Below are 19,082 nucleotides of genomic sequence, written 5' to 3' on the forward strand. Positions count from 1 at the left end.
ATTTAAAATATTTTATATATAACAATAAAAATCAGGGCTATTTCAATCAGCATCAGCAGGAAAAACACAAGCGTCCGCCAGATCAGCCCAAAGACAGGATAAAAACTCCTGAAAGCATTAAAATAAGTAAAACCCGGAAACAAGATAAGGCCAAAAACCAAAATCTTGTCCAGGACATTCATGATTTTTCTCAAGGGACTGTACAGCTGAAGAATACTGATAAAATCATCAGCCAGCAAGATCACCAAAATTCCACAAAGGGCAACTACAGCGATTATAACATGCTCCGCAAGATTAAGATTTGCCCGTCTGAAGAGCATCCAGCCGTTAAGAGCCATCACAGGAATTAATCCAAATAAACTGGCCTTGGAATATCTGGAAAAAAAATCTATTAATTTTGAATTCTCTTCATTAATTTCTATGGAAGATAAATCCATATAAAAATGTAATGCCAATACATTAAAACCAAAAAGGATCAGCAATAAGGAAAACAGATTATAATATCTGACTCTTTTCCCTGCAATATAATCCATGGCCATTTTTCCCGGACTCCATAAAATATGTTTTAGGGTACGAAAAAAACGGGCCTCAATATGCCAGATGGAGCCTAAAATATCACCGGTAATCAAAGAATTAGGAGTTATTCTGGCTGTACCGGATTTCTGTCCGCAATGAGGGCAAAACTCATCGGAGATTCTGTGACCGCAGTTCAGACAGTTTTTTTGATTCATAGTAAGATCAGTGCATTTTGCGTTTCCTGTATTACTGTACAAATATAATAAAAAACGCTTCCGGAAACGATGTGCTACTATGCTTTCTTACCGTTTTTCTGTTGTTTTTTATCATGGAAAACCTGTTTTTTTGGTTAATGCAAAGGCGCATTTTTTATATTTATGCTTTAAGGCGCAAGGATTTTATTCTTTGATAAAATTGATTGTGTAATATTTTCTTCAGGCTTTTAGTATTTATTTCTATCTAATGTATTTTATTATAATAAGCTTAAAATCTATATGATTTGCTTAATTTATGGAAAACAGATCAATCTTAGCAGTTTGTTTTTATCTTGAAACATCTTCGGAAATTTATTATTTTTTCTAATCTTCTTTTGTCTTGAAACAAAAGAAGCAAAAGTTCAAGACGGGAAACTTACGCTAAAAATAAATCCTGTTCTCTAAAAATTCTAAAACTCGTGCGGATTTACTATTGCTGCTTCGGTTCTGTATTTGTGCCGCACTCAGACAGTAGAATTTTCTTAACGTTCACAGGATTTATTTTCTTTACGCTCCAGTTTCCTAAGTCGGAGTTATCAAAGTTGGAATAGTCAGCTTTTGAAAGANTATGATTTGCTTAATTTATGGAAAACAGATCAATCTTAGCAGTTTGTTTTTATCTTGAAACATCTTCGGAAATTTATTATTTTTTCTAATCTTCTTTTGTCTTGAAACAAAAGAAGCAAAAGTTCAAGACGGGAAACTTACGCTAAAAATAAATCCTGTTCTCTAAAAATTCTAAAACTCGTGCGGATTTACTATTGCTGCTTCGGTTCTGTATTTGTGCCGCACTCAGACAGTAGAATTTTCTTAACGTTCACAGGATTTATTTTCTTTACGCTCCAGTTTCCTAAGTCGGAGTTATCAAAGTTGGAATAGTCAGCTTTTGAAAGAGCTGTACTTATCCGTGAAAATCTGTACAATTCTGTGGTTAAAAAACATACGTGATCTGTTTAATGTGATAGCCAAAAAAAAAACTTTTATTTTAAAAGAATAAAAATCCCAAAGAGTAAGAACTCTTCGGGATGCTTATATGTTTGATGAGTGAATTAAAATTTTTAAATCACTTCGTCAATATTGTAGTTTTTATGTTCCCTGTTGGTTCTGATAATCATTTCTCCCAGGAAGCCGGCTATAAAAAGTAACGTTCCCATAATCATCATCGTCAGGGCGATATAAAACCATGGATTATTGGTGATCAGATGTCCGTAAATTCCTCTTGCCACATCAATCAGTTTTGAAGCTCCTAGCCACAATGCTGAAAGAAAACCTACGATAAACATTACGGTTCCTACTGCACCAAAGAAATGCATCGGCCTTCCGCCAAAACGGCTTACAAACCAAAGCGTTACAAGATCCAGAAACCCTCTGATAAATCTTTCGGTTCCGAATTTTGAAGTTCCGTAAGGTCTCGCCTGATGCTGTACTTCCTTTTCAGTAATTCTTCTGAATCCGGCATTGGCAGCCAGTACGGGAATATAACGGTGCATGTCTCCGTATACATCAATGGATTTTACTACCTGCTTTTTATAAGCTTTCAAACCGCAGTTGAAATCGTGAAGGTATACTCCTGAAACTTTTCTTGCTGCTGCATTGAAAAGTTTGGACGGAACATTTTTCGTCATCACGTTATCAAAACGTTTCTTCTTCCAGCCTGAAACGATGTCATAATTATCCTCGATAACCATTTTATAAAGCTCAGGAATTTCTTCCGGAAAGTCCTGCAGGTCGGCATCCATGGTAATGACCACATCTCCGTTTGCTCTTTCAAAAGCGGCATGAAGTGCCTGGGATTTTCCGTAATTCCGGGAAAATTTAATTCCGTGGATCTGAGGATGCTGAATCCGCATATTCTCGATAATGCTCCACGAAAGATCTGTACTTCCGTCATCTACAAACCAGATTTCATAGGATAAGCCGCTGGAATTGCAGACCTTATCAATTCTGGAAAAAAGCTCCTCCAGGGAAGCTTCTTCGTTTAATAACGGAATAACTATAGATAAATTCATTTAATTTTAATAAAAAATTACTCTTGATTTTCTGTTTCCTGATATACGGTTCTCGTTCTGAAAAACGCACCAAAAAACACTGACAAAACTACGTAAAATATAAGAATTGCTGCAAAATATCCTGAAAAATGACTCGCTGTGAGCATATCTTTTCCTTTGATGGCTTCAGGAGAAAAGCTTGGCAGCCTTTCTTTGTATTTTTTATCCAGCTCATCAATATCTTTCTGATGCTTCATGATTTTTCTTGCAGACTGATATTCAGTATCCAATTCCGTTTTTTGTCTCTGTACATACTGGTAATTCAGCAGTTTTTTAGCATCGGGATCCACAAAATTCAGGAACGCATAAATGCTGAAAATGGAAAGTATTCCCCCGATAAACATAGGAACGAAGGCTCTTGAGAACGCATCTTTGAAAGTAACGATTCTGTTTTTGTTCCAGAAAGATTTTACAGACCAGAAGGCTGCTCCCACATATAAAACAGGTAGAACGAATGCGTTGATTTTCAAAGAGGTATCAAAATAATTGATTCCGGAGAAAAAGTAATACGCTACAAAAAAAATAATCATTGTAGCGATAAAAAGTATAATTCCTAGTGTTGATGGACTTTTCGTCATGTTTGATTTTTTAAAAAAAGTTGAAAAATTATTGCTCTAAATTTCAGCTGATTAGCGCTATCACAGCATTTTTTCAACTAATTTTCTTTAATAATATTTTGAAGTTTATAAATTATTCCTACCTTTGCAACGGCAAGTCCTACACAACCAGCTCCTGAGAATCCTCCAGGGTGGGAACACAGCAAAGGTAATCGGTCGTAGCGGTGTGATGTAGGTAGCTTGCCATTTTTTTTGTTTTAAACTGAAGTAAGGTAATTGGAAAATTATCTTTTTTTGTTTTTATACTCTTCAGCATTTCCATTCTGATTTTCAAATTACCTTTGGTTTTTTATTAAAATTCGAACGTCTCCCCTAATTTTGGTAGAACAAGCTCTACATTTTTATCTGCAAAATGCTTCAGTGCACTTTCATGGTTGATCTCAATGGCAGGGAAAGTATCGAAGTGACAACCGATTACTTTCGGAGTTTTCAATAATTCTGCTGCTGCAAAAGCTGCTTTTCGCGGGCACATCGTATAGTGGCTACCGATAGGAAGGATCGAAAGGTCAAGGTTACCAAAAAGTCTTGGAAACAGCTCCATATCCGCCATTACTCCGGTATCTCCTGCCAGATAGATATTCTTACCTTCAGGAAGTCTGAAAATATACCCTACAGGAACTCCTCCGTAGCTGCCATCCGGGAATGAACTTGTGTGATGAGCCGGTACCATGGAAATTTTAAGATCATCGATTTTTGCCGACCCTCCTAAGTTCACATCGTCTGTATTTTTCGCCGTTTTGAAATACGCACAGATCTCCGGAACTGCAATCACTGTGGCTTCGGGATGATGCTGCAATACTTCTTCCACATCAGCAATATGATCGCCATGGGCATGCGTCAAAAGGATATAATCGATTTTCTGTGCCGTTATATCAAAGCCTGATTCCGCTTTTTTATAGTTGTAAAAAGGATCACTTAAAATTGTTTTGTCTTTGTATGTAAACAAAAAACAGTTTTGTCCTAAAAATTGTATTTTCATTTTTAATTGATTTTTAATTAACTGCATGAAATTGTTGAATTGAATAAAATCTGATACAACAAAATGCAGGCTGGTATGATGATAAATATCTGAAGAATCAATAATGGTTTTTGAGGTTAATTATTCCTGCCACCAGCAAAGAAGCAAGTACTCCATTGCCTATAATTATTAGAGCGGTAAAGAACGGGAGAAAATAGATGTCAAAAACAGACATGCCATCCCGCAGTTCTTTAACCACATCATACATAAGAATAAGAGCCAGGAGAATGGATAAACAAGAGACCATCTTATATCCGATATTCTTCATTGACTTGTTATTTCTGGGGAAACTTATCTTCAATCAGTCTCAGGTTAATTCCATGTTCAAGATAGGCTTTGCACCCGTCTAAGACAGTCGTAAAACCACCTGTATTATCATTAATTTCTTTTAAGAGGTCTTCACCTGTCTGGCTGAACCCATAGCTTTTAATTACCACAAGGGTCCCTTTTTCCATTTCTTTGAATTCATAATCCACCTGTACGGCAGGATCTCCCCATTCCGTTTTGATCAGCTGATTAGGGATGATCTTGTGAACCAGTACATCAGATTTTACTCCGTACATTTCCCATTCCCAGGTTGTCTTCTTTCCTTCTTCCAGTTTTCCGGTAGATTTTGTAAACCAGAAATTGGTGGTTACTTCAGGGTTGATGAATGCCTGAAAAACATCTTCAACCGGTTTTCTGATAAGCATTTGAGCTTCAACGTAAGTATCTGAATTCATAACAATTGTGATTTATTTAGTTAAAAAAATTAAGTCCTATTGCTGTAAGAACTGCCATAGTAAACGTAAGAATACCTACCTGCTTCAGGAAAGGATCCAGTTCTTTAGGTTCTTTTACAGACATGATTTTTCTTCTGAGCTTAGCCATCGGAATCAGCAGGATCATTACAATGAAAACATAATAATTCTGGGATTGTAAGAAACCGTTTATTCCTAAAAATATAAGAATTAAGACCAAAGGAAGCTGCAGCAGGACCATTTCGTAGATCATTGCATTTCTGAAGCCTATTCTCAATGCAAAGCTGTTTTTACCGGACAGCCTGTCGCTTTCAATATCTCTCATATTATTCAGGTTTAAAACCGCCATACTCATCATACCCACCGCAGTTCCCGGCAGCAGCATATCCCAGCTGAAGGTTTTTGTAAACAGGAAATAACTTCCGCATACTGAAACCAGCCCGAAAAATACAAATACGAAAAGGTCTCCCAATCCCATATATCCGTAAGGCTTTTTCCCCACAGTATATCCTATGGCCGCCAGAATACATGCAACACCTAACCCGATGAATATATAGAATTCCTTCATAAAATCAGGGAAAAATGCTATATACAGAAGAGCAACTGTTGCCACCAGTGACAATGCCGAGAAAAGAATCACTGCATTTTTCATCTGTTTGGCCGTAATTCTTCCTGAAGCGACGGCCCTTGCTTCCGCTTCGTTGATTCTTTTGGCATCTGTTCCTTTTACACCGTCTCCATAATCGTTGGCGTAATTTGATAAAATCTGGTACAAAAGGGTCACCAATAGTGCCAGTGCAAAAATCCTCCAGTCCCAGGTTCCTCCTTCGCCGTAAAGCCTCCATTTTGCAATAAAAGCTCCCATAATAATTCCGCTTAATGAAAGCGGTAGTGTTCTAAGCCTTGCGGCTTTTATCCAATCTGACATAATTTTGTATAATGTATGATGTACAATGTAAAAAGTATAACGGCATGTCATTAATACATTTTACATTGTACTTTTTACAATCTAAGATATCCATTGATTTTCTCCGAAGTCCGGTTTTCTTTTTTCAAGGAATGCATTTCTTCCTTCCTGAGCTTCTTCCGTCATATAAGCAAGACGCGTGGCCTCTCCTGCAAATACCTGCTGCCCTACCATACCGTCATCGGTAAGGTTCATGGCGAATTTCAGCATTCTGATGGAAGTCGGGGATTTTGCCAGTATTTCCTGAGCCCATTCGTAAGCTGTATCTTCAAGTTCTGCATGTGGAATTACAGCATTGACCATTCCCATATCCAAAGCTTCCTGAGCGGAATAGTTTCTTCCCAAAAAGAATATTTCACGGGCTTTTTTCTGGCCTACCATTTTAGCAAGGTATGCAGATCCGTACCCTCCGTCAAAGCTTGTTACATCAGCATCGGTCTGCTTGAAAATAGCATGCTCTTTACTGGCTAAAGTAAGGTCGCACACTACATGAAGGGAATGTCCACCTCCTACAGCCCATCCCGGAACCACTGCAATAACCACTTTCGGCATAAAGCGGATCAGACGCTGTACTTCAAGAATATTCAGACGGTGTCTTCCGTCTTCCCCAACATATCCCTGATGACCTCTGGCCTTCTGATCGCCTCCGCTGCAGAAAGCCCAGCCACCGTCCTTGGCGCTTGGTCCTTCTCCTGAAAGCAGGACAACGCCTATTGAAGAATCTTCATAAGCATCATAAAAAGCATCATAGAGTTCTGAAGTTGTTTTGGGTCTGAAGGCATTTCTCACTTCCGGTCTGTTGAAAGCAATTCTTGCTACCCCGTTACATTTTTTATAGGTAATATCTTCGTATTCTTTGGCGGTTTTCCACTCAATCATTTTGTAAAAATTTTTCTCAAAGATACGGAATTACAGAGAATTTTAACATTGATTTTTGATGATAATAACCCACAGATAAATGTGACATTTTTTATTATAAATCCAGGAATGGGATTAAAAGAATGTGTAAGAAATATTTTATTAATTTAGGATAAAGAATGAGTAGTTTTCCTTAAGCTAAATTTAATAAACAATTTTATGAAATCAGTAATCCTCTCACTAGCATTTAACATTTTATCATTGAGTATATCTGCTCAAAAGGTCACGGTTGTAAAATCTCCGGCAGCATTACCTGCTGAAGATAAAAGGTTAAAAATATTTCTCGGCGGCAGTATTGATATGGGCAACGCTGAAGACTGGCAAGCCAAGGTTACCGGAGCGTTATCTGAAAAAGATATTATATTATTCAATCCAAGACGGGATGACTGGAACAAGGACTGGAAGCCTGTAAGCACAGAACCTAACTTCAGAAAACAGTTAGAATGGGAGCTGGAAGCATTAGAAAAATCAGATATTATCATCATGTATTTTACTCCTAAATCACAAAGCCCCATAAGCTTACTGGAACTTGGACTTTATGCCAGGACCAATAAACTGATGGTTGTTTGCCCGGAAGGATACTGGAGGAAAGGAAATGTTGATATTGTATGTGAAAAATATCAGATCAAACGATACGAATCTATCGATATGCTGATAAATGCCCTGAAGAAAAAGGCTGAATAAATATTACGGCAGAATCAATAATCAGCTTTTCTGGTTTTTGATGGTCAGGTTTAACAAAAAACCGGAACATTTCTGCTCCGGTTTTGTATATTCTTACTAAAGAACTATTTTGTTTTTGCTTTCGCACTCAGTTCAGCTTCTTTAGCTTTCATTTCTTTAACCTTGTCCATATTCTTCGTTACCACATAGATTTCTTTCAAAGCTGTAACGGCATCCAGGTTTTCCGGTGCTGCTTTGTACCATCCTTCAGCATATGGAAGTGCTTTTGCAAATCTCTCTCTTCTTCCATCGATAAGCTTGGTAGCTTCATCCGGCTTGTCTTTTCTTAAAGCGTTGATCTGTTCTACCGTTTTAGCATCGTCACCGATCACCGTGTACACAAGGTTCTGGTAAGCATTATCAAAATCAGGCTTAATCTCAGTTGCTTTTTTGAATGACGCAATGGCATCTTCCACTGTGGCAGGGTTCTTAGACTGGATTACTCCCAGATTATACCAGTTGGTAGCATCATTAGGATTTTTAGCCAGCTGCTCTTTAAGATTTGCCATGAACTTATCGGTATTTCCTGATTCGTAATAAGCGGTACCCTGAGCATCTTTAAGCTTGGTATTATTTGGATATTTTGCCAAACCTTTTTCAATGATTACAAGCGCTTCAGCAGGCTTTTTGGCGTTAAGAAGCAATGTTGTCAGTGTTTCATACAAATCCGGCTCCACACTTGCAGACTGTTCAGTTTTAAAATCTGAATAATCAGGGTTCTTTTTCATAAGATCCCAGGTCGTTTTATCCAAAGGCACTACCTGTCCGGATTTTTTCTCTTTTGCAGTATACGTTGTCTGAACCCCAGTAAATCCGGAATTAACAAGATCCGTATATATTTTGATGGATTCGTCGCTGTTATTTGCCAAAGCATAGCTTAACCCTGCATAATACATATAAATCTTATCATCCTGACCATTGGTTTTCAGTAAGTTGTACACTTCTAAAAACTTAGGTGCTGCAGCGGAATAATTTTTTGCATTGTATGCATCCATTGCCGCTTTGTTAGCTTCCTGCAGTTTGGCATTCACATCACCCTTCTGCCCGAAAACGAATGCAGAAGCCACGATTGCTATACCTAAAATGAGTTTCTTCATAACTATATTATATTAATTGTACAATTTATTCTTCAGATTCTGAATTCTCATTTTCTCCGGCCGGATTTTCATTTTCAGCCTGAGGTTGTGTATTGTTTTCCTGGTTATCCGCTATAATTCCTGTTCCTTCTTCACTTTCTTCAGAAACATCTTCTACATCCTTATCCATTTCTACTTTTGCAATGGCTGCAATTTCGTCATTCTTCTTAAGGTTGATCATTCTTACTCCTTGAGTATTTCTTCCCATCACCCTCATTTCATCCATATTCATTCTGATGGCAACTCCGGACTTATTGATGATCATCAATCCGTCTTCGTCTGTCACATTCTGAATAGCGATCAGGTTTCCTGTTTTTTCGGTAATGTTCAGGGTAATAACTCCTTTTCCTCCTCTGTTGGTAATTCTGTAGTCTTCCACAGCAGTTCTCTTGCCATACCCTTTTTCAGATACTACAAGTACTGTTTCTTTGTCTACATCATTCACAACAATCATACCAATTGCCTCGTCATTATCTTCCATGGTAATCCCACGTACCCCGATAGATCCTCTACCCACTTCTCTCACTTTTTCTTCCGGGAAACGGATACATTTTCCGTTTTTGGTAGCAATCATGATCTGAGAATTACCATTCGTAAGGTAAGCACCCAACAACTGGTCATTATCCCTGATCTCAATAGCATTCACACCATTCACTCTAGGTCTTGAATAGGCTTCTAGAGAGGTTTTCTTAATGGTTCCGTTTTTGGTCACCATTACTACGCTCATCTGGTTTACGTATTCAGCATCCTTCAGGTTATTGGTTCTGATGTAAGCCTTGATCTTGTCATCCTGCTCAATATTGATCAGGTTCTGTACCGCTCTTCCTTTTGAAGTCTTGGACCCTTCAGGAATTTCAAATACTCTTAACCAATAACATCTTCCTTTTTCTGTGAAGAACAGCATATACTGGTGGTTGGTGGCAGAAACAATATACTCAAGGAAATCTTCATCCCTTGTTGTGGCTGCCCTGTTTCCTACACCGCCTCTGCTCTGGATCTTATATTCAGAAAGAGAAGTTCTCTTAACGTATCCTGCATGTGAAATGGTAAGAACCACAGCCTCATTCGGGATAATATCCTCAATGGACATTTCTCCACCTGAATAATCAATTGCAGTTCTTCTTTCGTCACCATATTTTTCTTTGATTTCAAGAAGCTCTTCTTTGATGATCTCGAATCTTCTTGGCTCATTGGCAAGAATATCTTCCAAATTCATAATCTCTTTCATGATTGCGTCATACTCATCACGGATCTTGTCAAGCTCCATTCCTGTAAGACGTGCCAATCTAAGATCAAGGATGGCCTGAGCCTGGATTTCAGAAAGTTCGAATGCTTCTATAAGGCCTTCTTTTGCAGCCTGCGGGTTTGCACTGTGACGGATTATGGAAATAGCTCTGTCTAAAGCATCCTGAGTTCCGATCACCTTCATGAAACCTTCTAAAATATGAGCTCTTTCTTTTGCTTTCTTAAGCTCATACTGGGTTCTTCTCACAATCACTTCGTGTCTGTGTTCTACGAAATGATGGATGATATCTTTTAAGTTCAGCTGTTCAGGTCTTCCTTTAACCAACGCGATATTATTAACGCTGAAAGAAGTCTGAAGTGCCGTATATTTATATAAAAGGTTCAGGACCACATTAGGAATGGCATCATTCTTCAGCTCATAAACGACACGGAGACCATTTCTGTCTGATTCGTCCCTGATCTCATGAATACCTACAATTTTATCATCTTTGATCAGTTCCGCTGTTCTGGCGATCATGTCCGCCTTATTAACCTGGTAAGGAACTTCAGTAACGATGATTGCATTTCTGTTTCCGATTTCCTCGAAATTCACTTTTGCCCTCAGCACTACTCTTCCTCTTCCGGTGTGGAAAGCATCCCTTACCCCATCATAGCCATAGATAATACCTCCTGTAGGGAAATCCGGAGCTGTGATGTGGTGCATCAGTTCATCGATCGTGATTTCTCTGTTGTCAATATAAGCACAAATTGCATCAATAGACTCCGAAAGGTTGTGCGGCGCCATATTGGTGGCCATACCAACTGCAATACCGGATGTTCCGTTTACCAAAAGATTCGGGATTTTTGTAGGAAGTACGGTAGGTTCCTGCAAGCTGTCATCAAAGTTATTCTGAAAATCAACCGTTTCTTTATCAAGATCAGAAAGAACCTCATCGGAGATTTTTTTCAGTCTTGCTTCGGTATAACGCATTGCTGCAGGCGGGTCACCGTCCATTGAACCGAAGTTACCCTGGCCATCTACCTGGGGATAACGTAGGCTCCATTCCTGAGCCATTCTCACCATTGCATCATATACAGAGGAATCTCCGTGCGGGTGGTATTTACCCAGAACGTCCCCAACAATCCTTGCAGATTTTAAATATTTTCTATTAGAAAAAACCCCTAGTCCATACATACCGTAAAGTACTCTTCTATGAACGGGTTTCAGGCCGTCTCTTACATCCGGTAGCGCCCTTGAAACGATAACCGACATCGAATAATCGATATAAGACGATTTCATTTCATCAACAATGTTGATAGGAATCAGTCTTTCTCCTTCTTTTTGCATAAACAAATTTTATTATAATGACAGTCAGACCTTTAGCTGTGCGTCTGAAAATTATTTATTTCCAATTTTTATTAACGGGCTAATTTACGAAATTTTTACCGATTTTTGCTCTAGAATTTATCCACAAAATCTTAAAAATTCATAAAATATGAGCTTATTGAGTATAACTTTCCACTGCACGAAAAACAATATTGAAGAATGGGAAAATTATATCGACGAAACACTGGTTCTGATGGCAGAAAACCTCATGGATGTGAACAAATATATCCTATCTGAAGTACACAGTGATTTCATAGAAGAAGGGAAGAATTATAATCTTCTCCTGATGTTTGATAATGATGATGTAAGGGAAGACTTTATCCAAAGTGAAATGCTGAATATTTCCGAACGGATTGAGAAGAAATTCGGGCAGGAAGTGATGATTTTCAATACTTTCCTGAATCCTAAAAAATCCAGATTCTGAATAGTATATGTGAGTGGATAGAGATATGAAGCCTGAAGCTGGAGGAAAGAAGTAATTGAAGTCTAAATATAACCGGCCGTTTATATTTATTAAGACTATTGCTTTAGATTCTACGAGAATAGTAAAATAATTGTCAAATGTTACCTTCCAGCCTCCCTCTTCCAGCTCCCAGCCCTGGTCTTAATTTTTATACCAATCAAAAGCCCCGAAAAATCCGGGGCTTTTTTATTTTTTTTCAATCTCTGTAATGTTTTCTGCCTTTGTGTCTGTGGCCATGACGTCTGTCGTCATAATCATAATAATACACTTTTTTTTTCACATGACCCGGCGCATAGTATCTTGCGCTTCCTCCATACATTCTCTTGGCGTGTCCCGGAGGAACTCTTCTTACGTGATGATCATGCACCACACATGAAGTCATCATGAAAAAGACCGTTACTACTCCAACTACTTTAATTAAACTTTTCATTTTCTACTTTTTCAAATTTCAAGAGGGAGATAACAAGGTTAGTGCCAATTTTTTGATTAAAAGATTAAAAAATTAAAAGATTGAAAGATTCATTGTATTAATGATTACCTATTGCTCATTACTCATTCTACGGTGTCGCTTCGCTTTTCCATCAGGATAAGATCTTTCCACTGTCCGTTGAGTTTTCCTATTTTTTTACGGACTCCTACTGTTCTGAATCCGTTTTTCTGGTGAAATCTTATGGATATTTCATTTTCAGGGAAGATGTTGGCCTGGAGCGTCCAGAAGCCATGGCTCTCGCTGTCAAGAATCATCTTTTTAAGCAGAACTGACCCCAAACCCTTACCTTGATACATATTATCGAAATAAATGTTCACTTCAGCTACTCCTTTGAAGCATTCTCTTTTACTTACCGGTCTCAAAGCGCACCACCCTACTACTTCATTGCTTTCATTTTCAAGCACCCACCGGCAGTCGTTGAAATATTCCATATTCCATGCCTCAGGTGTTGGAAGCTCAGTTTCAAAGGTGGCAATTCCTCCGTTGATACCCTGTTTAAAAATTTCCAGCACCCTCTTCTCATCGTTAGGAAGCATTTCTCTTAATTCGTAGTTCATTGTATTTAATGGTATTTTCTTTTATTCTTTCTTTTTATCCGCGAATAATGAGTCTGCTTGTGCTGCTCATCTTCCGAAATGACGCTGATATTCCCATCCACTTCAAGAATGGAAAGCTTCACATCTTTTATTTTTTCCACCCCATGTTCTCTTATGGCTTCTTCTAATTCGTCTTTTGTAATTTTCACCCTGTTCAGAGCCGGCTGGTCTATTACGCCGTCCCTAATCAGGATCACCGGATCTTCTTCCATAAAGGTTTCAAATTTCCGGTTGGAAAACATCAGTCTTTTTAAAATAAAATTAGCCGCAAAAAGTACAAGTGCTGCTATAAGACCGCCCTGCAGTGAAGTATCCTGTCCTACCATGGCATTCTGAACTGCATTGGAAATAAGCAGCAGCAATACCACATCACCCGCATTGAGTTGGGAAAGCTGATTCTTACCAAACAGACGGATAGCAATTACCATGAAAAGATAAACGCACAGGGAACGGATCACCACATCAAGAATAGGATTCACAGATTGTATTTTATAATCAAATGTATACATTTTTATGATTGGCTGTTCAATTTTTTTACAGCTAAAAACAGAATAAGATTTTTAGGATATGGCATGTGATTTGACGGCTCCTTGCATATCTCCACATGATGAAACACTTCCTTGTATGCCTCGGTCTTTTTACACTTTTAATCAGCTGTAAAAAAAACGAAACCAATATTTCTGCATCTGCACAGACATTGGTGAATCAAAAAATCAACGAACTGTACTCCCAGTACGGAAGTTCTAATGATGCTCTTTATAAGAAGCCGTTCTCTGACGACCTGTTCTCACCGGAGCTGAAAAAAGTATTAGAACAAGCGATTACTGCTTCCAAAGAAGATATAGAAAAAGTAAAAAACAGTGATCATCCTGATGAAAAGCCGCTGCTGTTTGAAGGTGCTGTTTTTTCAAGTTTATACGAGGGATATAGCAGCTACACCATAAAATCTGTGACAATAGATGCTTCCGGAACCTCAGCAGATGCAGATGTGCATTTTGAATATACCCTATCTCCGCCAAAAGTAACGTGGACAGACAAGATTCATTTGATTAATAATAGTAAAGGTTGGAAAATTGACAACATCCGCTTTGACAGCATAGGAAACTCTAAAGATCTGAAAGCAAGCCTCAGGGAGTTTGCTGAAAGTACAAAATAATTATGAGACCTTACCCATAAAAAAAAGCTGCTTTGAAAGGCAGCTTTCGTTTTTTAAGGACATTGCGCGATGGGAACCTCGCTGCAAACTACTTTGTTCATCCATTCGCAGTATACGCAATATTTCTTAGGTTGACCTCCATACACGGATTTCAAATCAGTTTTTGTCAGTTTCTTTAGATTTTTCATATCGTTTTAATTTTATGTTTGACAAATTTATAACGAAGTTTCCCACTATTTATTACAGTTTTATATTTAAAACTTTCATTATTCATAGGTTGTAATGAAGCCATTACCCGCATCATTACAGGAAAAACTGTTTAAAATTTATTTTATATCTTTAGATAACCAAAATCATCACACTTAATCACTAAAAATATTAAAATGATCACACCAAAAGGAGCCCATGTCGGGCAATTCGAGCCAGCAAAAAAATCACAGATTTCCAACGGTCTGCTTTCCGGACAGGATGAGATGGGCAATTACAACAAAGGCATATGCCATGATGTAGTAGCCTATGCCCTTTATATGAGGGGTGCTGCTATTTCTCCGGACGAACTTGTACAGTACCGTGCCCAGGGATGGCTTAATAAATTCAATTATTCTGCGGGCGACAAATGGGATGGTTATGCTATCATTCCCAAAGGAAAAGCCATTGGTTTTTACAGACTAAGGGATAAAACGTGGTTCCATTCTGCTGTTACTACCGGAAACGGGGCAGAAATCAGATCGGTGAACGGATTTTCACTGGGTACGGCATGGTCCATTCCCGTGGATATGAAATGGGTACTGGGCAAAAAGAATGAAGACGGAACATTCAACTATGATGGTACCAAAATAGAAGTCTACATCTCTCCGTTATAAAAGAGACGATTAGTTTTAATCTATTACAATGTTACCACCAATAGATATTAAAGAGCGAACCCCTATTTGGATCGCTCTTTCTGATTTTTATCTGGATACGGAACTTCAGGATTCCGATTTCCGGTATATCGCTAAAACCATTCTGGAAAGTCCTTATACCTTTGAGGAGATAAAAAGTATCAACAGGTATGAGGTTTTCCCTGTTCTGCAATCCAATCTGATGCAGCCGGCCGGTGAATGGGCCGGATTTAATGAAAAAATACTGATTAAGGCCATTACCGATCATCTTGTTGCCAGAAACAGGATAAATACCATGATGATCAGTATCAGTTATGCGAGGTATGGATGGATGCAGGAGGAGTATTGGGTGAGACTCGAAAAGATGTATCATGAAATGCGAAAAAACTAAATAAAAACCAGTTTTCACAAATTTTTTTCTTATTCTATTCTCTTATGTATTACTGACCTCTGATTATTCTTTGGGTTTCAAGTTCTTCAATAATAAACTCGGCATCACTTTCCGTAATGTATTTATTTTCATACAGCCAATGAATCCTTGCTATTTGGGTCTGAGTAGGAATCAACTTATCCACCTTATAGTATTCTCTGAGATAATATTCCTTTTTGCCTTTTTTTATTTCAGCAATAAATGCATCCACCTCTTCCATTTCTTTCTTTCGGTAAGAAAATAAAAGTGGTTTTGAAGCCGCAATATTCTTAGCATTTTCTATTTTAAATTCATTATTACAGAGAGCTGTTATCACAAAAGCAGGCATCATCGCAATAACAAAAACAATCATTCCGGCAGATTGGGAAAGCTGATAACTTTCATTAATAATAATCGTAAGCATTATTGAGTTAAGTACTACGGATACAGCTATCCCTATCAGGACAAAATCTTTTGTTTTTCTGAAAACACTTTCATCATCATAAATATCCGTGAAATGAATTTTATATTCGTTAAATGCTTTTGCTATATTGGTTCTTACAAGAACTCCATCTTCCTGAATTTCAAAATATCTTGTATTTCTTCCCTCTTTTTGGGACAAACTTTTCATAACAGTTTTAAATCTTTATTCCAGTTCCCTTTTCAAGAACTTTCCGGTCAAACTCTTCTTAGACTTTACTATCTCCTCAGGAGTTCCCTGCGCTACGATCTGTCCGCCGTGTTTTCCGCCTTCAGGACCTACATCAATGATATGGTCCGCCAGTTTAATGACATCCATATTGTGTTCAATGATGATAAATGAGTTTCCCAGCTCTACCAGCTGATTAATGGCTTCCATCAGGATCTTTACATCCTCAAAGTGCAGTCCGGTAGTAGGTTCATCCAGGATATATAATGTATTTCCTGTCTGCCTTTTCGCTAGCTCTGTCGCCAGCTTGATACGCTGTGCTTCTCCTCCGGAAAGGGTTGTTGACTGCTGTCCAAGCGTAATATAACCCAGCCCTACATCCTGAAGTGTTTTTACTTTAGCAAAGATCTTAGGAATCGGCTGGAAAAAATCTACCGCTTCATCAATCGTCATGTCCAGCACATCGGAAATAGATTTTCCTTTGTAGCGAACTTCCAGGGTTTCCCTATTGAAACGCTTTCCGTTGCAGGTTTCACAGTGAACATAGACATCCGGAAGGAAATTCATCTCAATGACTTTCAATCCACCGCCCTGACAGGTTTCGCATCTTCCGCCTTTTACGTTGAATGAGAACCTTCCCGGCTTATAGCCACGGATCTTACTTTCCGGAAGTTCTGCAAACAGGTTTCTGATATCTGTAAACATTCCGGTATATGTAGCAGGGTTCGAACGCGGGGTTCTACCAATCGGAGTCTGGTCTACATCTACAATTTTATCAATATTGTCAAGGCCTTCGATTTTTTTGTAAGGCAGAGGTTCCTGAACCGCCCTGTAAAAATGTTTGTTAAGAATCGGGTACAAAGTTCCGTTGATCAGGGAAGATTTTCCGCTTCCTGAAATTCCGGTTACCACTACCAGTTTTCCTAATGGAATATCGAGGGTAACATTCTTAAGATTGTTTCCGGTAGCCCCTTTCAAAAGAATATTTTTACCGCTTCCTGCTCTTCTTTCTGCAGGAACTTCTATCTTTCTCTTTCCGTTGATGTACTGTGCGGTAATGGTATCGGCTTTGACCAGTTCTTTCGGTTTTCCCTGCCAGAGAATTTCTCCCCCGAACTTTCCGGCCCTAGGGCCGATGTCCAGCACCTCATCGGCTTCCAGGATCATATCTTTATCGTGCTCTACCACCAATACGGAGTTTCCGATGTCTCTGAGGTTCTTCAGCGAATTGATCAGTCTTTCATTATCTCTCTGGTGCAGCCCGATGCTCGGTTCATCCAGAATATACAACACATTCACTAGCTGGGAACCTATCTGCGTAGCCAGACGAATTCTCTGAGATTCTCCACCCGAAAGAGTTTTTGAGCTTCTGCTCAGGCTCAGATAATCCAAACCTACATCCAGAAGAAACTGTAGCCTGGTTTCAATCTCTTTTAAGATCTCGTGAGCGATAATTTTATTTTTTTCTGAGAATTTATCTTTAACATCAGATAACCATTCTTTTAAATCCGATAAGCTTAAAGCATTAACCTCAGCAATATTCTTTCCGTCAATTTTAAAACTTAAGCTGGAAGGCTGCAGACGCGTTCCCCCACATACCGGGCACGTTTCTTCCGTTGTAAAATGTCTTTCCAGCAATACCGCTTCATAGGATTCCCTTTCCTCAATAATTTCCTCCATAAAAGGAATAAGGCCGTCAAAGCTTATTTTAATCTTTTTAGTGATTCCAGCGTATTTCAGGTCTTTATTAAATTCCTTGTGGCATCCGTTATAGATATAATCCAGTGCTTCTTCCGGAATGTCCTGCACAGGCGTTGCCATTCCCAATCCGAAGATTTCAAGGATGTTTTTAATCTGGGACAGAATCCATTTGTTGGATTTAATATCTTCCAGCGGTAAAAGCCCCCCCTGATTGATAGAAAGTTTAGGATTATCAACAAAATAGTCTGTATTGATCTTTTTGATGGTCCCGAGTCCTTTACAGTCCGGGCAGCTTCCTTTCGGAGAGTTGAACGAGAATGTATTCGGTTCCGGAAGTGCCAATGAATGGCCGGTTTCAGCATCCATCAGGTTTTTGGAAAAATATTCGATGTCGGTACTTCCAAGCTTTTGGATTCCGATAATACCCTCGCCCATTTCCATGGCGGTACGCAGGGATTTTTCCATTCTGGATTCCGATGCGTTTTCGCCGATGATCCAGCGGTCAATCACAATATCTATATCGTGGGTTTTGTAACGGTCAAGCTTAAGATCATATTCAATGTCCTGAAGCTCTCCGTCAATTCTTGCCTGTCCGTAACCTTTTTTGGCCATCTGTACAAAAAGTTCGTGATAATGACCTTTCCTGGAACGTACCACAGGAGCCATCAGCATAATCTTTTCTCCCTTGTAGTTTTCTTTAATCGTTTCAAGGATCTGATCTTCCGTGTAGCTTACCAGCCTTTTACCGGTAGACAGGGAATAGGCGTCAGAAACCCTTGCATAGAGAAGACGAAGGTAATCATAAAGCTCAGTAACTGTTCCTACCGTAGATCTCGGGTTTTTATTAGTGGTTTTCTGCTCAATGGCAATCACGGGTGAAAGTCCTTCGATCTTATCTACATCGGGACGCTCCAAACCGCCTAGAAACTGGCGGGCATAAGCTGAAAACGTTTCAATATACCGGCGCTGCCCTTCCGCAAAGATGGTGTCAAAAGCCAGGGAGGATTTTCCACTTCCGGAAAGTCCTGTAATCACCACCAGTTCGTTGCGTGGGATCTTTACGTTAATATTTTTCAGATTGTGTTCACGTGCACCGTAAACTTCTATATATTCTGTTGATTTACTCATAATCTGGAGTGATCCTGCATGAAAATCACGATGTGCAAAATTACGGAATTTTATGGAATTG

At 38.8% G+C, this 19,082-nt stretch carries 21 protein-coding genes and 1 other RNA gene; 6 read left to right on the forward strand and 16 right to left on the reverse strand.

The genetic code is table 11. The annotated features are described in order from the left end of the window. Nucleotides 1–2: 2 nt before the first annotated feature. From B7E04_RS15020 to B7E04_RS15030, 3 genes are all read right to left on the reverse strand, one after another. Complete coding sequence (locus tag B7E04_RS15020) at nt 3–731, reverse strand: DUF3667 domain-containing protein (protein ID WP_139785408.1); 729 nt, start codon at nt 729–731, stop codon at nt 3–5. Nucleotides 732–1,828: 1,097 nt separating this feature from the next. Further along, nucleotides 1,829–2,779, reverse strand: coding sequence for a glycosyltransferase family 2 protein (locus tag B7E04_RS15025; protein WP_080779360.1), 951 nt, complete (start codon nt 2,777–2,779; stop codon nt 1,829–1,831). Nucleotides 2,780–2,796: 17 nt separating this feature from the next. Further along, nucleotides 2,797–3,396, reverse strand: a complete 600-nt coding sequence (locus tag B7E04_RS15030) for a DUF4199 domain-containing protein (protein ID WP_080779361.1) — start codon at nt 3,394–3,396, stop codon at nt 2,797–2,799. Between the two features lie 130 nt (nt 3,397–3,526). Here B7E04_RS15030 and ffs point away from each other — a divergent pair. Then, nucleotides 3,527–3,624, forward strand: an RNA gene (ffs, locus tag B7E04_RS15035) — signal recognition particle sRNA small type. A gap of 103 nt (nt 3,625–3,727) precedes the next feature. Here ffs and B7E04_RS15040 read toward each other — a convergent pair. The 5 genes from B7E04_RS15040 to B7E04_RS15055 all read right to left on the reverse strand — a co-directional run bounded on the left by B7E04_RS15040 (nt 3,728) and on the right by B7E04_RS15055 (nt 7,039). Beyond that, a complete protein-coding gene (locus B7E04_RS15040; protein ID WP_080780705.1) occupies nt 3,728–4,414 on the reverse strand; it encodes a metal-dependent hydrolase in 687 nt (228 codons plus the stop codon). A 97-nt stretch (nt 4,415–4,511) separates the two neighbouring features. Continuing rightward, the gene (locus B7E04_RS21980; protein ID WP_139785409.1) at nt 4,512–4,721 is read right to left on the reverse strand and encodes a hypothetical protein; all 210 of its coding nucleotides are present in this window, start codon (nt 4,719–4,721) and stop codon (nt 4,512–4,514) included. Between the two features lie 7 nt (nt 4,722–4,728). After that, the gene (locus B7E04_RS15045) at nt 4,729–5,175 is read right to left on the reverse strand and encodes an SRPBCC family protein (RefSeq protein ID WP_080779362.1); all 447 of its coding nucleotides are present in this window, start codon (nt 5,173–5,175) and stop codon (nt 4,729–4,731) included. Nucleotides 5,176–5,191: 16 nt separating this feature from the next. Then, complete coding sequence (gene menA, locus B7E04_RS15050) at nt 5,192–6,121, reverse strand: 1,4-dihydroxy-2-naphthoate octaprenyltransferase (protein ID WP_080779363.1); 930 nt, start codon at nt 6,119–6,121, stop codon at nt 5,192–5,194. A gap of 81 nt (nt 6,122–6,202) precedes the next feature. After that, nucleotides 6,203–7,039 carry a 1,4-dihydroxy-2-naphthoyl-CoA synthase gene (locus B7E04_RS15055; protein ID WP_040994924.1) on the reverse strand — a complete coding sequence of 279 codons (837 nt, stop codon included), beginning with the start codon at nt 7,037–7,039 and terminating at the stop codon, nt 6,203–6,205. 198 nt (nt 7,040–7,237) lie between these two features. Between B7E04_RS15055 and B7E04_RS15060 the strand changes: the two genes are divergently transcribed. Further along, nucleotides 7,238–7,762 carry a nucleoside 2-deoxyribosyltransferase domain-containing protein gene (locus tag B7E04_RS15060; protein WP_080779364.1) on the forward strand — a complete coding sequence of 175 codons (525 nt, stop codon included), beginning with the start codon at nt 7,238–7,240 and terminating at the stop codon, nt 7,760–7,762. 104 nt (nt 7,763–7,866) lie between these two features. On the opposite strand, the gene B7E04_RS15065 is transcribed toward B7E04_RS15060, so the two are convergent. Continuing rightward, nucleotides 7,867–8,898 carry a tetratricopeptide repeat protein gene (locus B7E04_RS15065; RefSeq protein WP_080779365.1) on the reverse strand — a complete coding sequence of 344 codons (1,032 nt, stop codon included), beginning with the start codon at nt 8,896–8,898 and terminating at the stop codon, nt 7,867–7,869. Nucleotides 8,899–8,923: 25 nt separating this feature from the next. After that, on the reverse strand, nt 8,924–11,509 hold the full coding sequence (gyrA, locus tag B7E04_RS15070; RefSeq protein ID WP_080779366.1) for a DNA gyrase subunit A: 2,586 nt from the start codon (nt 11,507–11,509) through the stop codon (nt 8,924–8,926). A 148-nt stretch (nt 11,510–11,657) separates the two neighbouring features. Here gyrA and B7E04_RS15075 point away from each other — a divergent pair, with 148 nt between their 5' ends. Beyond that, the gene (locus B7E04_RS15075) at nt 11,658–11,972 is read left to right on the forward strand and encodes a DUF4286 family protein (protein ID WP_080779367.1); all 315 of its coding nucleotides are present in this window, start codon (nt 11,658–11,660) and stop codon (nt 11,970–11,972) included. A 235-nt stretch (nt 11,973–12,207) separates the two neighbouring features. On the opposite strand, the gene B7E04_RS15080 is transcribed toward B7E04_RS15075, so the two are convergent. From B7E04_RS15080 to B7E04_RS15090, 3 genes are all read right to left on the reverse strand, one after another. Next, nucleotides 12,208–12,441 (reverse strand): hypothetical protein, encoded by a 234-nt coding sequence (locus B7E04_RS15080; protein ID WP_080779368.1) that lies wholly within the window; start codon nt 12,439–12,441, stop codon nt 12,208–12,210. A gap of 122 nt (nt 12,442–12,563) precedes the next feature. After that, nucleotides 12,564–13,058 carry a GNAT family N-acetyltransferase gene (locus tag B7E04_RS15085; protein WP_080779369.1) on the reverse strand — a complete coding sequence of 165 codons (495 nt, stop codon included), beginning with the start codon at nt 13,056–13,058 and terminating at the stop codon, nt 12,564–12,566. 5 nt (nt 13,059–13,063) lie between these two features. Continuing rightward, complete coding sequence (locus B7E04_RS15090; RefSeq protein WP_080780706.1) at nt 13,064–13,576, reverse strand: DUF421 domain-containing protein; 513 nt, start codon at nt 13,574–13,576, stop codon at nt 13,064–13,066. A 125-nt stretch (nt 13,577–13,701) separates the two neighbouring features. Between B7E04_RS15090 and B7E04_RS15095 the strand changes: the two genes are divergently transcribed. Further along, the gene (locus B7E04_RS15095) at nt 13,702–14,253 is read left to right on the forward strand and encodes a DUF3828 domain-containing protein (protein ID WP_139785410.1); all 552 of its coding nucleotides are present in this window, start codon (nt 13,702–13,704) and stop codon (nt 14,251–14,253) included. A 53-nt stretch (nt 14,254–14,306) separates the two neighbouring features. Here B7E04_RS15095 and B7E04_RS15100 read toward each other — a convergent pair whose 3' ends face one another. After that, a complete protein-coding gene (locus B7E04_RS15100) occupies nt 14,307–14,441 on the reverse strand; it encodes a bacteriocin-like protein (protein ID WP_080779371.1) in 135 nt (44 codons plus the stop codon). A gap of 195 nt (nt 14,442–14,636) precedes the next feature. Here B7E04_RS15100 and B7E04_RS15105 point away from each other — a divergent pair, with 195 nt between their 5' ends. Continuing rightward, the gene (locus tag B7E04_RS15105; protein WP_080779372.1) at nt 14,637–15,116 is read left to right on the forward strand and encodes a hypothetical protein; all 480 of its coding nucleotides are present in this window, start codon (nt 14,637–14,639) and stop codon (nt 15,114–15,116) included. Between the two features lie 28 nt (nt 15,117–15,144). Further along, the gene (locus tag B7E04_RS15110; RefSeq protein WP_080779373.1) at nt 15,145–15,525 is read left to right on the forward strand and encodes a DUF7079 family protein; all 381 of its coding nucleotides are present in this window, start codon (nt 15,145–15,147) and stop codon (nt 15,523–15,525) included. Nucleotides 15,526–15,574: 49 nt separating this feature from the next. Here B7E04_RS15110 and B7E04_RS15115 read toward each other — a convergent pair whose 3' ends face one another. Further along, a complete protein-coding gene (locus B7E04_RS15115) occupies nt 15,575–16,174 on the reverse strand; it encodes a hypothetical protein (RefSeq protein WP_080779374.1) in 600 nt (199 codons plus the stop codon). A 15-nt stretch (nt 16,175–16,189) separates the two neighbouring features. Beyond that, a complete protein-coding gene (gene uvrA / locus B7E04_RS15120; protein WP_080779375.1) occupies nt 16,190–19,021 on the reverse strand; it encodes an excinuclease ABC subunit UvrA in 2,832 nt (943 codons plus the stop codon). Nucleotides 19,022–19,082 lie beyond the last annotated feature (61 nt).

Source organism: Chryseobacterium phocaeense (assembly GCF_900169075.1).
GTDB classification, from domain to species: domain Bacteria; phylum Bacteroidota; class Bacteroidia; order Flavobacteriales; family Weeksellaceae; genus Chryseobacterium; species Chryseobacterium phocaeense.